Source organism: Rhizobium sp. CAU 1783, from assembly GCF_054551725.1.
The window spans coordinates 427677-442417 of the sequence record NZ_JBTOLM010000002.1 but is presented as its reverse complement, the minus strand read 5'-3'; the positions used below and the strand labels follow the sequence as shown (position 1 = coordinate 442417).

Sequence of the window (14741 nt, the reverse complement as noted above, 5' to 3'; positions counted from 1 at the left end):
CCCCGATGGATCTCACCACGATCGAACGACTGATGGAAATGCTGCAGAACTCGTCCCTCAACGAAATGGAGGTCAGCGAGAACGGCATGCGGATCCGCCTGTCCAAGACAGCCTCGCGCAGCAACGGAGCAGCGGCCGCCTCCGTCCCTTCGATGCGCCCGAGCTCGCCCGAAGCGATGGCCGCTGCCGAGATCGCCGCCCTGATGGCGCTACCGGATGTCGCCGAGACCGACGAGGTCGTGATCGTCGCGGGTCTATCCGGAACCTTCTACCGCGCGCCGGCTCCGGGTGCCGAACCGTATGCGAAGGTGGGCGACGTGATCGAGGAAGGCCAGACGATCGCCCTCGTCGAGGCCATGAAGATGCTCAATCCGGTCGAGGCGCCGCGCTCCGGTCGCATCACCCGGATCCTGATCGAGGACGGCGAGCCGGTCACGCCGGGCACCGCACTTGCCTTGCTCAGCAGGGACTGACGCTGATGTTCGACAGCGTCTTGATCGCCAATCGCGGAGAGATCGCACTCCGCATCCTCCGGGCCTGCCGGGATCTCGGCCTTAGGACCATTGCCGTCCATTCCGACGCAGATGCGGACCTGCGCCATGTCGCTCTTGCGGATCAGACGCTCTGCATCGGCCCGGCCCCGGCGGCACGAAGCTATCTCGACAAACACGAGATCCTGCTTGCCGCACAACTGACCGGGGCCGGCGCCATCCATCCGGGCTATGGCTTTCTCTCCGAAAACGCCGACTTCGCCGAAATGGTCGAACGCTCTGGCATCGCCTTCGTCGGTCCGCCGGCCACGGCGATCCGCACAATGGGCGACAAGGTTTCGGCCAAGCGGGCGATGATCGCCGCCGGCGTCCCTTGCGTTCCCGGACCGGATAGCGCGCTCCCCGACGAACCTGATCGCATCGCGGCGATCGGCGCCGAGACCGGATATCCGCTGATCGTCAAGGCTTCGGGCGGCGGTGGCGGCCGCGGGATGCGGATCGTGCGCGAGGCCGCCTCGCTCATCTCCGCCGTCTCGCTGGCACGCGAGGAAGCCGGCCGTGCCTTCGGCAATCCCGAGGTCTATGTCGAGCGCTTTCTCGAATTTCCCCGGCACGTCGAAATCCAGGTTCTCGCCGACGCCCATGGCAATGCGATCCATCTCGGCGCCCGCGACTGTTCCACGCAGCGCCGGCATCAGAAGCTGATCGAGGAGGCCCCGCCACCCGGCATCGACCCGGCGGCGATCGACCGGATCGGCCGCCGCTGCGCGGCCGCCTGCCTGGCGATCGGCTATCGCGGCGCGGGAACATTCGAGTTTCTCTACGAGGACGGCGAATTCTACTTCATCGAGATGAACACCCGCGTGCAGGTCGAACATCCGGTCACCGAAGAGATCACCGGGATCGACATCGTCCGCGAACAGCTGTTGATCGCTATGGGAGAGCCGCTCGGGGTCGCGCAGGAGGACGTGCGCTTCGACGGCCATGCGATCGAGTGCCGGATCAATGCGGAAAACCCGTTCCGCTTCACGCCCTCGCCAGGACGGCTCAGCCGATTTGTCGCCCCGGGCGGACCCGGCATACGCCTGGATACGCATCTCTATCCGGGCTACGAGATCCCGCCCAATTACGATTCCCTCATCGCCAAGCTGATTGCCCATGGCCCGACGCGGGCGATCGCGATTGCCCGCATGCGCCGGGCGCTCGGCGAGATGACGATCGAGGGCGTCGAGAGCTCCGGCCCGCTGCATTCTCTGCTGATGGCGGAGTCAGGCTTCGTTGGCGGCGGTTTCGACATCCATCATCTCGAGCGGCTGATGGCCGACGGATTCGGGAGAGCCTGATGAGCGAGCATCCGATCGAAACACTGCTTGCACTCATGCAACGACACGGCATCGAAGTCTTCGAATTCGAGGACGGCGACCGACATATCCTTCTCAGTGCGGGAGACGTCATCGAGGCCGCGGATCCCGTCCCTTCGGCGCCGGCACCCGCGAAGGCGGGAGAGACCATCCCGGCTCCGCATATCGGGATATTCGAACCCCGGCATTCCCTCGGCGACAGCCAGGGTACCCTACCGCGGCTGGTCAGGCAGGGCGAGATCATCGGCCTGCTGAAGGCCGGAGGGCTGTTGCGGCCGGTCCTCGCGCCGTCCGACGGCATCCTGTCGCGGCAGATCCTGGAGACCGGCGCACTGGCCGGCTATGGCACGGCCCTCTTCGAGATGCACGTCAGGACACTCTAGGCGCAAAGCTCTGGACGCGCGGTTGCGGCCGCAGCCACACGCGCGGCGTTCACGGCTGTGCCGGTATCAGCGCCTCGCCGGCAGAACCGAGCGTATTGCCGGCCGAGTTGCCGAGAAGCATCCATTGACGGCTGTAGCTGCGGCGGGTGCGGGGATCGAAGATGGCGATCGGCGTGCTGATGACGGTGCTTGCCGCCTGGCCGACGGTGGTGCTGGCGCCAATTGCGACGGCACCGAGGCTCTCGCCCAGCCCTACAGCGGAATCCGTCACCGCCTGGCCGGCGATCAGGCGATCGCCGATGAGGCGCACGACTTCCGGGCTCTCGGCGAACTTGCCATGATTGAGCGGATCGCCGGACTTGAGCTTGGTCAGATCGAGCACGGAGATACCCGCCATTTCGAGCTGCGAGCGATAGGGCTCCTGGGTCGGATCAATGTGACCAAGCCGCTCGACATTGCCGGAAATACGCTTGGAGAGCGTCAGCGCGCGGTCGTCGCGCGAGACGAACAGGGTGAAGTGCGGCGGCTTGGAGCCGAAGCTCTGGTATTGTCGGCTGAAGACGTCGACGTCGAGATCGGGCGCGGCCAGGATGACATTGCCGATCTTGGGATCGATGCCGCCGTTGCGGATCGCCATCTGGCGAAGCGCCTCCACGGCGAGCCAGGTGCCCATCGAGTGGGCCATCACCGTCACCTCGCCGACCGCGGGATTGCGGGCGATCTGCGTCAGCAGGTCTTCCAGCGCATCCCGGGAATAATTGGTGCTTTCCTTGTCGTAGTTGTAGTCGAAGACCGTGCCCCGCGACGGCCAGGTAAATACCACCGGCACCACGTCGGCCTTGGAGTCGTGGACGATCTGGGCGAAGCGGTAGACCGCCTCCTCATAGAGGTTGTTGAAGCCGTGGACGAAAACGAGCACGCGCCGACTCTTCGACACGCGCGTCTTCAGCCAGGCCTCACCTTCCTGCCTGCTCTCGATCGGGTCGACGGCAACGGTCGCGAATTCCTTATGCGGATCCGGCGGCAGGCGTTTCGGCCATTGCACCTGGCCGATCTCGCGCTTCGCATCCGGCGGGATCGAGATGGTCACCGCGTCGATCATCAGGCCGGAACCACGCTCGCCGGTGAACAGGATCGCCTTGTCGGCCGCCGGGGCCCGCGTGGTCGCCGCGATCAGTTCGACCTTGGTTGCACCGTCGGCGTGATGATTGGTCGGCTCCATGACGCCGATCGGCCGTCCCGCGCAGGCGGCAAGGGCGAAAGCAACCAGACCGAGGAACGCGGTTCTGCGCAGCGCCGAACCGCTTGCTGTCCGGGACCGGACCCGTCCCGAAATCTCGGTGTGATCAGGATACACTCGCACTCCAACGTCAGGCCACAGATAGGCCGAAACCAAGCTTCTACCGGCCTTGACGACAGCTTTCCAGCGTTTTCGAATGAAAACCGTCTTCGGGCGTCAGGCCTTGCCAAGCTGAGAGCGGGTCCAGTCAATGATCTGCCGGGCCGACATGGCGCCGGAGACGCGGGCGATCTCGCGGCCGCCGCGATAGAGGAGCATAGTCGGGATGCCGCGAATGCCGAGCCGAGACGCCGTCTCCTGCTCGCTCTCCGAATTCAGCTTGATCAGGCGGACATCCGGCTCGAGCACACCGGCCGCCTCGGCAAAGGCCGGCGCCATCATGCGGCACGGACCGCACCAAGGCGCCCAGACGTCGACGAGCACCGGAACATCGCTGCGGCTTACTTGTTTCTCGAAGGCGGCGGCACCAGTATCAACCGGATACCCCTGAAACACCGGCTGTCCGCACTTGCCGCAGCGCGCCTCCGCCGGCGGTCGGCCACCGACAAGCCGATTGACGGCGGAGCAGTTGGGACAAACGATCTTGCGGTCTTCCTGCATCTTCAAAAGCCCTGGATTTTCTCCGCCGACGGCGAAGGACGGCAACGCTTAGCCTTGACAATATATTCAGATTAACGTAGATACGCAAGAATGAAAATTGATCCCGATTCCATGCAGACGGCCGCCGACGACGCCAGCGAATTGCTGAAGGCGCTCGCCAATCGCCATCGGCTGCTCATCCTCTGCCAATTGATCGATGGCGAACGCTCGGTCGGCCAGCTTGCCGAATTCCTGGGGATCCGCGACTCCACGGTATCGCAGCACCTGGCACTCCTGCGCCGCGACCGGATCATTTCCGGGCGCCGCGACGGGCAGACAATCTGGTACCGCATCGAAAGCGAACCGGCCCGAAACGTCATCACGGCGCTCTACGGCACCTACTGCGCAGTGTAGCTGCCGCCACAGACATCTGGACACGAAAAGGGCCGCTGATGCGGCCCTTCTGCGTTCTACGATGCTACATCCTCAGGCGGGACGCATCGTGCCCCGTTCGCGCAGGTTCACGTGCCAGGACAGCGCTTCTTCAAGCACATGGGGCGTATGCCCGCCACGCTTCAGCGCGCGGTCGAAATAATCCTGCAACGCATCCCGGTACTCCTTCGCCACGCAATTGGCGATGATGACCGGCGCGCGCTCGCGCGGCGCAAGCCCACGCAGGTCCGCGAGACCGACTTCCGTGACCAGAATGTCGACATCGTGCTCGGTGTGGTCGACATGGCTGACCATCGGGACGACGCTCGAAATCGCGCCGTTCTTCGCCATCGACTTCGTCACGAAGATCGACATGAAGCCGTTACGGGCGAAATCGCCCGAACCGCCGATGCCGTTCATCATGTGGGTGCCGCCGACATGGGTCGAGTTGACGTTGCCATAGATGTCGAATTCGAGCGCGGTGTTGATGCAGATCAGACCGAGGCGACGGATCACTTCCGGATGGTTGCTGATCTCCTGCGGCCGCAGCATCAGGTGATGCTTGTACTCCGCCAGCCGCGGCAGCACCTTCTGGTACATTTCCGCCGACAGCGTGATCGACGAACCCGAGGCGAAGGTGAGCTTGCCGGCATCGAACAGCTCGAATGTCGAGTCCTGCAGGACTTCGGAATACATCTTCAGATCATGAAACGGCGTATCGATGAAGCCGTGCAGCACGGCATTGGCAATCGTGCCGATCCCGGCCTGCAGGGGCTGCAATTCGTAGCCCATGCGGCCCTGCTTCACTTCGTTCAACAGGAAGTCGGTCAGGTGGCTGGCGATCGCGCGGGTTTCATCGTCTGGCGGCTGGATGGCAGCCGAGCTGTCATGCTTCTCGGAGACGACGACGGCGACGATCTTTTCCGGCGGGATGGGAATGAAAGGCAGACCGACGCGGCTCTCCGGCGTGACGACGGGGATCGGCATGCGGGTGGGGCGGCGCGACGGAATGTAGATGTCGTGCAGGCCTTCCAGCGTGATCGGCTGCGACATGTTGAGTTCGACGATCACCTTGTCGGCCAGGATGGCGAAACTTGCCGAATTGCCGACCGAAGTGGTTGGAACGACGCCACCGGTCTCGGTGATGGCGACGGCCTCGACGACGGCGATGTCGACCGGCTTGAGTTGCTGTGTCCGCAGCTGCTCGACCGTTTCGGACAGGTGCTGATCAATGAACATTACCTCGCCGGCGTTGATCATCTTGCGCAGGCCCGGATCCGACTGGAAGGGAATGCGCCGTGCGGTGACGTGCGCCTCGGCGAGCGTCTTGTCGAGATCGTTGCCGAGCGAAGCGCCCGTCATCAGGGTGATCTTCAGCGGATCCTTGCGGGCGCGCTCGGCGAGCGCCAGCGGCACGGCCTTTGCCTCACCGGCACGCGTGAAGCCGCTCATGCCGACCGTCATGCCGTCCTTGATATAGGCCGCAGCCTCATCGGCGCTGACCACCTTCTCGAGCAATGGCTTGTAGCGAATACGGTCACGCAGCATGGAAGTTCCTTGTCGTCATCGAGTTTTGGCCCGGCTGGCGGGTGCATTGGCATAAATGCCGAGGCGTTAACAAGGCAATCATTCTTCAGTCGCATTGCGCGCGTGCCTGATATGCAAAAAACGCACAACTGACGATCAGCGGACGGATAGATGAAACGCCAATTCGGCGCGAACCGCTAACGTCTTACATTCGTATTTCGAAGGAAGAAAAATGGCGCACCCGAAGAGATTCGAACTCCTGACCCCCAGATTCGTAGTCTGGTGCTCTATCCAGCTGAGCTACGGGTGCGTACCGGTCCGACTTGTCGTCGGCGGCGTGGCGATCCTCTAAAGCGGGACGCGGAGGATTGCAAGCGCCTTTCGAAAAAAAGAGTCATTTTGCCGTCACATGAAGGGCAGAGCCCCTGCATTTTCGGGCTTTCTTTTTTCAGGCGCGGGCCCGCCAATCGTCGAGCGCGACGGGGCGGTCCGGAATCTCGATGCGGAACAGGGTGCCGGGTCCGGGCTTCTCCACCAGCGCGATCGTGCCGCCATGGGCGAGGACGAGCTCGCGTGCAATCGCGAGGCCAAGCCCGGTGCCGCCGGAGCGCGCTGAGCCGCGGAAGGCGGTGAAAAGATTCTCCCGAGCCTTGGCAGCAAGCCCCGGACCGGTGTCGTCGATCGAGATTGCTACCACGCTGCCGACACGCTGCGCCGAAAGCGTGATCCGCCGCAGGATGAGCGGATCACCGGCACCGTGATTCGCCAGCGCCTGAACCGCATTGCGGCAAAGATTGTGAATGACCCTGAAAAGCTGCTCGCTGTCGGCATCGACCTCGATATCGACCGCAACGGCCTCGAGGAAATCAATGCCGCTCTCGGGATCGATGGCCAGGATATCCCGCACCTCCTGACAGAGGTCGGCGAGACGGAAGCGCCGGCGCTTCGGTTCCGCCTCCGAGGCCTGCCCATAGGCCAGAACCTCGTTGGTATAGCCGACGGCCCTGTCGATGGTGCGGACGAGCTTAGGCGCAAAGCCCTTCACCATCGGATCATCGACATCGACGAGGCGGTCGGACATCAGCTGTGCCGATGCCAGGATGTTGCGCATGTCGTGGTTGATCTTGGAGACGGCAAGCCCGAGATCGGCGAGGTTTCGCTGCTGCTTCAGCGTTCGCTGCAGTTGGCCCTGCATCAGGGCGAGATGACGTCCGGCAAGCGCAATCTCGTCGCTGCCCGGTGCCGGGACCAACACCCTGGCCGGATCTTCCGGGCTGTCGGCAAAGGCCTGCATGCTGCTGGTCAAACGGCGCACCGGCCTGATCATCATGCGGTTGATCGCGATGTAGATCAGCGAAGCGGTGATCAGCGAAATCATCAGCGAGACCGAGAAGACGTTTCGCGCATAGGCAAGCATCGCGTTGCGGAGGCTTTTCTCCTGCATGACGACCTCGATGATCATGTCGCTGTCGCCGACCGGTCCATAGACGCGCAGCACACGATCGCCACCGAGCACCAGGGCATAGAGCGCGTCTCCGATCGACTCCAGCATGGGGACATCGGTCAGGTCGTATTTGGCATCCACCTGCGGCGGCATACCGTCGACCGCGAGAAGCCGCGAAGTATCGTCGCGGCGCAGCACGATGGCTTTCGTGCCGGTTGCCATCAGCGTGTCGTCCTGGACATTGCGCGGCAATTCGATCGGCTGCAGACCGTCGATCACCACCCCTGCGGCCGCGGCCGTGTTCAGACGATCCTGCAGCCAGCGCAGGCGCATGGTCGCGACCGAAGGAACGAAGATCAGCACTTCCGCCAGCATGACGAAGGCCATGGTCAGCCACAGGAGCTTGCCGGACAGCCCGCGCAGCCGATGGGGCATGACGGTGGGACCGCCTGCCTCGGCTTCCGGACCGGTCTCGGTCAGACGCAGCATCGTCTACTCTCCGTGGTCAGTGTCGCCGCGAGCGATATTTGTCGGTGCCAGCGGAACATTTCAATGGCAGCATACTAAACGACGCGACGGTTTTTGGCCAACGGCATTGCAACATCACCGACAAGACCGCGCCGGCTGGCCAATACCCCGCACGGAGAAAAGCAAACGCCGCGTCCCGATCGGGACGCGGCGTTCCGCAAGGCTACCGTTCGGGTCGATCAGAATTCTTCCCAGCTCTCGGTTTCCGGTACGGCTGCCCGGGCCGTGGCAGCACGTCCACCACCGAAGGCCTTGGCAACGGAACCCATCATCTGGCGCGCCGGAGAAGGCGCGGGGCGATGCTGTGACGCCTTTGCCACCACGGGAGTGGATTGCGCGCGCCCGTCGTCGGAAATGCGGAACTGCGCGACGAGACCGGCCAGGCCATCGGCTTCGCCCGACAGCTTGTGGGTCGCAGCCGAGGTCTCCTCCACCATGGCGGCGTTCTGCTGGGTTACCTGGTCCATCTGGTTCATCGCCTTGGCGACCTCAGCAAGACCTGTCGACTGTTCCTTGGCCGCGGCCGCGATCGAATGGATGTGGTCGTTGATCTTCAGAACGCGGCTCTCGATTTCCGAGAGTGCTTCGCCGGTACGCTGCACCAGCTTCACGCCTCCGGAGACTTCCTCGCCCGACTTGGTGATCAGCGCCTTGATGTCCTTTGCGGCATTGGCCGAGCGCTGGGCGAGTTCGCGGACTTCCTGGGCGACGACGGCAAAGCCCTTGCCGGCTTCACCCGCACGGGCGGCCTCGACGCCGGCATTCAGCGCCAGCAGGTTGGTCTGGAAGGCGATCTCGTCGATGACGTTGATGATCTGCGAAATCTCGCGCGACGCCTGTTCGATGCGTCCCATGGCATCGACGGCGTCGGAGACCACGATTGCCGACTGGGCAGCGCTCTGCTTGGCCTCGGTCACCATCTGGCTGGCTTCCTGGGCGCGTTCGCTCGATCCACGGACGACGACGGTGATCTCGTCGAGGGCGGCCGAGGTTTCCTCGAGCGCCGCCGCCTGCTGCTCGGTGCGCTTGGCAAGATCGTTCGTCGCCGAGGTGAGTTCGTCGGTGTTTCCGTTGATGAGATCCGTCTTGCCGCGGATGTCGGTCATCGTGTGGCGCAGGCGCTCGAAGGTGGCATTGACGTTTGTCTGAAGTTCGGCGAAGGCGCCACGGAAATCGCCCCGCATGTTCTGCGTGAGGTCACCCGCGGAAAGACTTGCAATGACGCGACGGGTCTCGGATACGCCCTGATCGACCGACGAGAGCAGCGTGTTGATGTTGGCGGCGAAACGGTTGAGATTTTCGTCCTCATAGTCCTTGTCGATGCGCTTGCCAAAATCACCGGCCGCGGCCGCGGCGACCGTGACTGACATGCTGGACTGAAGGTCGTCGCTCTTGGCGCGCATTGCGGTTTCCTGGGCATTGAGGCGCTGGACGGCAAGACCGTTGCGCTTGAACACCTCGACCGCGGCGGCCATGTCGCCGATTTCGTCGGCGCGTCCCTCGTAAGGAACATCGGCGCTGAAATCGCCGTCGGCCACGCTCTTCATTGCCGCCGTCACATTACGGATCGGCCGGCTGAGATGATTGACGCCGATATGCATGCCAAGGCCTGCTCCGATGGCGAGCGACAGGACCGTCACGCCGGAAATGATGACCAGCATGGTATCCTGGAAGCTTGCGAGCGAATCCTTGAGAGCCTGGAGCTCGACCTTGTCCGCATCGACGACTGCATCGATCTCGGCCTGGAAGGCCTTGCGGTTGGCGCGGTTGGCTTCGTTGTTGCCCTGCTCGTTCGCCGCCTTCGGATCTACCGAGGTGCCCAGGCGTGCCGTCTCCGCACGGAAGGTGCGGAACTCCGCTGAGCGGGCCTGCATCGCGTCGAAGGTCGCCATCTGCGCCTCCGGAACGAGCGGCTTCCAGGTCGCGAGCACCTTGTCCATCTCGTCGAGGTTCTTGAGCAGGCCCTTGGCGAAGTTCTCGGCCTTCTCTGTGCTCGGTGCCGCATAGATGCCGCGCGCTTCCATAACCACGCCGGTCACGAGGCGATTGAGCCGCTCACCCAGATAGACGCGCTCTGAAACTTCACTCACCTGTTCGGACTTGGCCCCGTACTGCGTGGTGACGAAGATGCCCATCGCCCCGATCACGACGGCTGCGAAGCCGAGAATCCCCACCAATGAATAGACTTTACCGCTGATCTTCACGAACGCGCTCCTGCATGAGACGAAGAGGCCTCAACCCCCACATTTTTACTAAAATAGAGTCCGCCTGTTAACGAAGTCTTGTCGCGCCCGAATCGGCCCCTTTCGCATGTAAAACTGCCACTGCAAGTGCGAAATTTGCGCGCGACAGCCATTCAAACGATCAAAACCGATCACTTTTCGCTGCAATGCAAGATGACCGCAGCATTAAGCCAAGGGAACTGTTCGCCCTACTGGTTAATGACGAATGACAAGATCTTGCCGCAGCGAAAACGCTGGAAAGGCCAGGAATTGACTCTCGGGGTCTTCGCCCGTATAAGCCGCGCACGTTCGGACCGACCCGCCCATGTGGCGGATGAAGAGCCGTGCGATAAATCCAACGCTCTTGCAGTTACTGCAAACCCAAGAAGGGCCGCACACCGCGGTGTTAAATAAATGAAGCGTACCTACCAACCTTCCAAGCTTGTTCGCAAGCGTCGCCACGGCTTCCGTGCGCGCATGGCCACCAAGGGCGGCCGCAAGGTTCTCGTTGCTCGCCGCGCTCGCGGTCGCAAGCGTCTCTCGGCCTAAGGCCGGGGCTGCCCGAGACCGGGCGAATGAATGCTCCTAAAAACAAGCACACTGTCGGGCGGCTGAAAAGCCGGCCGCAGTTTCTTGCCGTTCGCGCCGGAGAAAAGCGCAAGGGAGGCCTGTTCCTCCTCGAAGTCCTCGACCGCCAGCAGCCGGATACCGAAGCGCGGGTCGGCTTTACCGTCACCAAGAAACACGGCAACGCGGTCGAGCGAAACCGCATGCGGCGTCGGCTAAAAGAAGCCGTGCGGCTCAATGCGGCGTTTGCAATGCAGCCCGGACACGACTATGTGGTGGTCGCCCGCAGGGACGTGCTCAATGCACCCTTTGCGAGGATTGCCGCGCAATTGGCCGAGCGGATCAAGGCCAGACCGAAAAACGCAGGGTCCTCCGCGACCGATTCCAGGAAAGTATGATGCAAAACAACCGCAATTACTTCATCGCGATTGCCCTGTCCGTGCTGATCGTTCTCGGCTGGCAGTATTTCATCATGAATCCCAGGATCGAGGCGCAGCGGATTGCCGAAGAGGCACGCCTTGCCGAGCAGGCCAAGACCGAGCAGACGACGACGACACCGGCACCGGCCGGCACCGTCTCGGGCACCCTTCCCGGCAGCAATGCGCAGGCCGCCGCCGAGGCGAGCCGCGAGGAAGCGATTGCGAAATCGACCCGCGTCGCCATCGACACGCCCGCACTCGCGGGCTCGATCAACCTCACCGGCGCCCGCTTCGACGACCTGAAGCTCAAGGAATACCGCGAGACCGTCGACCCGACGAGCCCGATCATCACCCTCTTCAACCCGGCGGACACCAAGGACGGCTACTTTACCGAACTCGGCTTCATCGGCGGCGAGAACGCCGGCACGGTCCCGGGCCCGACCACCGTCTGGACGCTCGCCGAAGGTGACAAGCTTACGCAAACGACACCGGTCACCCTCTCCTTCACCAACGAGGCCGGCCTGACCTTCAAGCGCAAGGTATCGATCGACGAGCATTACATGTTCACCGTCGAGGATGAGATCAGCAATGCCGGAACGGTTGCGGCATCGGTTGCACCCTATGGCCGCATCACCCGCTACAACAAGCCAATCACACCCTCGGTCTACGTCCTGCATGAGGGCTTCCTCGGCGTGATCGGTGCGGAGAACGGCCTGACGGAAGAAAAGTACTCGAACATCGAGGAAGAGGCCGTTGCCAACGAAAAGGCGACCGGCGGCTGGCTCGGCATCACCGACAAGTATTGGGCGGCGGCCCTCGTTCCGCAGCAGACGCTGGCATTCGAATCGCGCTTCTCGCATTTCACGGACGGCCAGCCTCGCTTCCAGGCTGACTACAAGAACGATGCGGTCAGCGTCGCGCCCGGCCAGTCGGCCACGGTCAAGCAGCTCGTGTTCGCCGGCGCCAAGGAAGTTCCGGTCGTTGACAGCTACAAGGCAAGTCTGGCGATCCCGCATTTCGACCTGATGATCGACTGGGGCTGGTTCTACTTCCTGACCAAGCCGATGTTCAAAGTGATGGACTTCTTCTACCGTCACGTCGGCAATTTCGGCATCGCCATCCTGCTGACCACCATCGTCGTCAAGGCGCTGTTCTTCCCGCTCGCCAGCAAGCAGTACGCCTCCATGGCCAACATGAAGCGCGTCCAGCCGAAGATGGAAGAGCTGAAGGCGAAGCACGGCGACGACAAGATGGCGCTGCAGCAGGCGATGATGCAGCTCTACAAGGAAGAGAAGATCAACCCGGTCGCCGGCTGCTGGCCTGTTCTCCTGCAGATCCCGGTCTTCTTCTCGCTCTACAAGGTGATCTACGTCACCATCGAAATGCGTCATGCACCGTTCTTCGGCTGGATCCAGGACCTGTCCGCACCCGATCCGACGACGTTCATCAACCTGTTCGGCCTCCTGCCGTTCGAAGGTCCGACCTTCCTGCATCTCGGCGTCTGGCCGATCATCATGGGCGTCACGATGTGGCTCCAGATGCGGATGAACCCGACGCCGCCGGATCCGACCCAGGCAATGCTGTTCAACTGGATGCCGCTGATCTTCACCTTCATGCTCGGCACCTTCCCGGCCGGTCTCGTCATCTACTGGGCATGGAACAACACGCTCTCGATCGCCCAGCAGTCGATCATCATGAAGCGTCACGGCGCCAAGATCGAACTGTTCGACAATCTGAAGGGCATGTTCCGGCGAAAACCCACCGAGACGAAGTGATCCTCAAAGCCCCGGTCTTACCGGGGCTTTCTTTTATCACCGTTCGCTTACGAGTTCCCATGTCCGCCCAAAACGCTTCGCTCACCTCCGCCCGTCCCTGGCTCGGTATCGCATTGGTGCTCGGTTCCGCCACCGCCTGGAGCTATGGCGGTGCGATCCAGCGTTTCATCGGCCTGACTGACGGTTGGGCGATCGTCTTCTGGCGCTGCCTGTTCGGCGGATTGTTCTTGTTGAGCTTCATGCTGATCCGCGACAAAGCCGCGGGTACAGTCAAGCTGTTCCGGGCCATGGGATGGCCGGGCCTGATGATCGCGATCGGCTTTGCCGCCGTGTCGACATGTTTCGTGCTCGCGGTCAGCATGACGCCGGTTGCCAATGTGGTGCTGTTCATGGCCGCCATCCCCCTGTTCGCAGCATTGCTCGCCCGCATCCTCCTCGGAGAACCGATCACCGCGGTCACCTGGGGTGCGATTGCCGCCGTGATCGTCGGCGTGGCGGTCATGGTGTCGGCATCGATCGGCGAAGGCGGATCGATGCTCGGCCTCGGGCTCGCTGCCTCCATTCCTCTGATCTTCGCCTGCATGACGGTTCTCACACGCCGGCATCCGGGAATCCGCATGACGCCGGCGGCAAGCCTGGGCTGCTTCATCGCCTCGGCGATCGCCGCCACGCAAGCCGGCAGCTTCGAAGTCGGCGTTCCGGATCTGTTGCTGCTCTTTGCCTTCGGGGCGCTCAATCTCGGGCTCGGCATGGCGATGTACGTGACCGGCGCCCGGATGATCCCGTCTGCCCTTGCCGCCCTTCTGGGCACGGCGGAAATGATCCTCGCCCCGGTCTGGATGGTTCTCCTGCACCACGAGATCCCCTCTGTCCGGACGATGATCGGCGGAAGCATCGTGCTGGCGGCCCTGTTTACCTATCTGATCGGCCACATGCGCGGCGACGCGGGGCCGCGCGTGCCGACCGCGTCTTGACTTTGCCGGCCAAAACCCGGATTCCACAGGGTCACTCGAAAGGCGAACCCATGACCGACAACAATCAGAAGACCGACCTGCCCCTGTTCGGCAAGCCGTGGATCTTCATTCGTGGCGTCCCGTCCATGAAATTTCTGCCGCCGGAGGGACCCCTCGAGGTCGCCTTCGCCGGACGTTCGAATGTCGGCAAGTCGTCGCTGATCAATGCGCTGACCGGCCAGAAGGGCCTTGCGCGCACGTCCAACACCCCGGGCCGCACCCAGGAGCTCAACTACTTCGTTCCGGACGGCTATTCCGGCGAGGCTGGCGACCTGCCGCCGATGGCGCTGGTGGACATGCCGGGCTACGGCTATGCACAGGCACCGAAGGATCAGGTCGACGCCTGGACGAAGCTGGTATTCGATTATCTGCGAGGGCGCGCGACGCTGAAGCGCGTCTATGTGCTGATCGACAGCCGGCACGGCCTCAAGAAGAACGACGACGAAGTTCTCGACCTGCTCGACAAGGCGGCAGTCTCCTATCAGATCGTGCTGACCAAGACCGACAAGATCAAGGCGGCCGGCGTGGAGAAACTGATCGGCGAAACGCTCGGCAAGATCAAGAAGCGTCCTGCCGCCTACCCCTTCGTGATCGCCACATCGTCAGAAAAGGGAAACGGCCTCGACGAGTTGCGCGCGGCAATCATCGAGACCGTCGGTCAGGCCACCTGACGCAGCATGCCTGACCCAGGCTCCCTGCC

The 14741-nt window shown here is 62.9% G+C and carries 14 protein-coding genes and 1 tRNA gene; 9 read left to right on the top strand and 6 right to left on the bottom strand.

Features of this window, described 5'->3' with window-relative positions; translation table 11 throughout:
• Positions 1-5: 5 nt before the first annotated feature.
• Genes accB through ACX93L_RS08895 form a run of 3 tightly spaced genes read left to right on the top strand, consistent with a single transcriptional unit; the run spans position 6 to position 2235 of the window.
• Positions 6-473, top strand: a complete 468-nt coding sequence (accB, locus tag ACX93L_RS08905; protein ID WP_459404522.1) for an acetyl-CoA carboxylase biotin carboxyl carrier protein — start codon at positions 6-8, stop codon at positions 471-473.
• A gap of 5 nt (positions 474-478) precedes the next feature.
• A complete protein-coding gene (gene accC, locus ACX93L_RS08900) occupies positions 479-1834 on the top strand; it encodes an acetyl-CoA carboxylase biotin carboxylase subunit (protein ID WP_459404521.1) in 1356 nt (451 codons plus the stop codon).
• Positions 1834-2235 carry a hypothetical protein gene (locus ACX93L_RS08895; protein ID WP_459404520.1) on the top strand — a complete coding sequence of 134 codons (402 nt, stop codon included), beginning with the start codon at positions 1834-1836 and terminating at the stop codon, positions 2233-2235. Before accC ends, ACX93L_RS08895 begins: the two co-directional genes overlap by 1 nt.
• Before the next feature lie 49 nt (positions 2236-2284).
• Here ACX93L_RS08895 and ACX93L_RS08890 read toward each other — a convergent pair whose 3' ends face one another.
• Together ACX93L_RS08890 and trxC are read right to left on the bottom strand one after the other, a co-directional pair.
• On the bottom strand, positions 2285-3529 hold the full coding sequence (locus ACX93L_RS08890; protein WP_459405356.1) for an alpha/beta hydrolase: 1245 nt from the start codon (positions 3527-3529) through the stop codon (positions 2285-2287).
• A gap of 162 nt (positions 3530-3691) precedes the next feature.
• Complete coding sequence (gene trxC, locus ACX93L_RS08885) at positions 3692-4135, bottom strand: thioredoxin TrxC (RefSeq protein WP_459404519.1); 444 nt, start codon at positions 4133-4135, stop codon at positions 3692-3694.
• A 90-nt stretch (positions 4136-4225) separates the two neighbouring features.
• On the opposite strand from trxC, the gene ACX93L_RS08880 reads away from it, so the two are divergent.
• A complete protein-coding gene (locus tag ACX93L_RS08880; protein WP_169591258.1) occupies positions 4226-4528 on the top strand; it encodes an ArsR/SmtB family transcription factor in 303 nt (100 codons plus the stop codon).
• Between the two features lie 72 nt (positions 4529-4600).
• Here ACX93L_RS08880 and ACX93L_RS08875 read toward each other — a convergent pair whose 3' ends face one another.
• The 4 genes from ACX93L_RS08875 to ACX93L_RS08860 form a co-directional block, all read right to left on the bottom strand.
• A complete protein-coding gene (locus tag ACX93L_RS08875; protein ID WP_459404518.1) occupies positions 4601-6094 on the bottom strand; it encodes an acetyl-CoA hydrolase/transferase family protein in 1494 nt (497 codons plus the stop codon).
• 212 nt (positions 6095-6306) lie between these two features.
• Positions 6307-6383, bottom strand: a tRNA-Arg gene (locus tag ACX93L_RS08870).
• 138 nt (positions 6384-6521) lie between these two features.
• Positions 6522-7952, bottom strand: coding sequence for an ATP-binding protein (locus ACX93L_RS08865; RefSeq protein WP_459405355.1), 1431 nt, complete (start codon positions 7950-7952; stop codon positions 6522-6524).
• Between the two features lie 272 nt (positions 7953-8224).
• On the bottom strand, positions 8225-10249 hold the full coding sequence (locus ACX93L_RS08860; RefSeq protein ID WP_459404517.1) for a methyl-accepting chemotaxis protein: 2025 nt from the start codon (positions 10247-10249) through the stop codon (positions 8225-8227).
• Positions 10250-10681: 432 nt separating this feature from the next.
• On the opposite strand from ACX93L_RS08860, the gene rpmH reads away from it, so the two are divergent.
• Genes rpmH through yihA form a run of 5 tightly spaced genes read left to right on the top strand, consistent with a single transcriptional unit; the run spans position 10682 to position 14712 of the window.
• Positions 10682-10816, top strand: a complete 135-nt coding sequence (gene rpmH, locus ACX93L_RS08855) for a 50S ribosomal protein L34 (protein ID WP_028738831.1) — start codon at positions 10682-10684, stop codon at positions 10814-10816.
• 26 nt (positions 10817-10842) lie between these two features.
• Positions 10843-11232, top strand: coding sequence for a ribonuclease P protein component (rnpA, locus tag ACX93L_RS08850; RefSeq protein ID WP_459404516.1), 390 nt, complete (start codon positions 10843-10845; stop codon positions 11230-11232).
• Positions 11232-13028 (top strand): membrane protein insertase YidC, encoded by a 1797-nt coding sequence (gene yidC / locus ACX93L_RS08845; RefSeq protein WP_459404515.1) that lies wholly within the window; start codon positions 11232-11234, stop codon positions 13026-13028. The genes rnpA and yidC overlap by 1 nt, the downstream gene beginning before the upstream one ends.
• A 59-nt stretch (positions 13029-13087) precedes the next feature.
• Positions 13088-14002, top strand: coding sequence for a DMT family transporter (locus ACX93L_RS08840; protein WP_459404514.1), 915 nt, complete (start codon positions 13088-13090; stop codon positions 14000-14002).
• A 50-nt stretch (positions 14003-14052) separates the two neighbouring features.
• Complete coding sequence (gene yihA, locus ACX93L_RS08835) at positions 14053-14712, top strand: ribosome biogenesis GTP-binding protein YihA/YsxC (RefSeq protein WP_459404513.1); 660 nt, start codon at positions 14053-14055, stop codon at positions 14710-14712.
• Positions 14713-14741 lie beyond the last annotated feature (29 nt).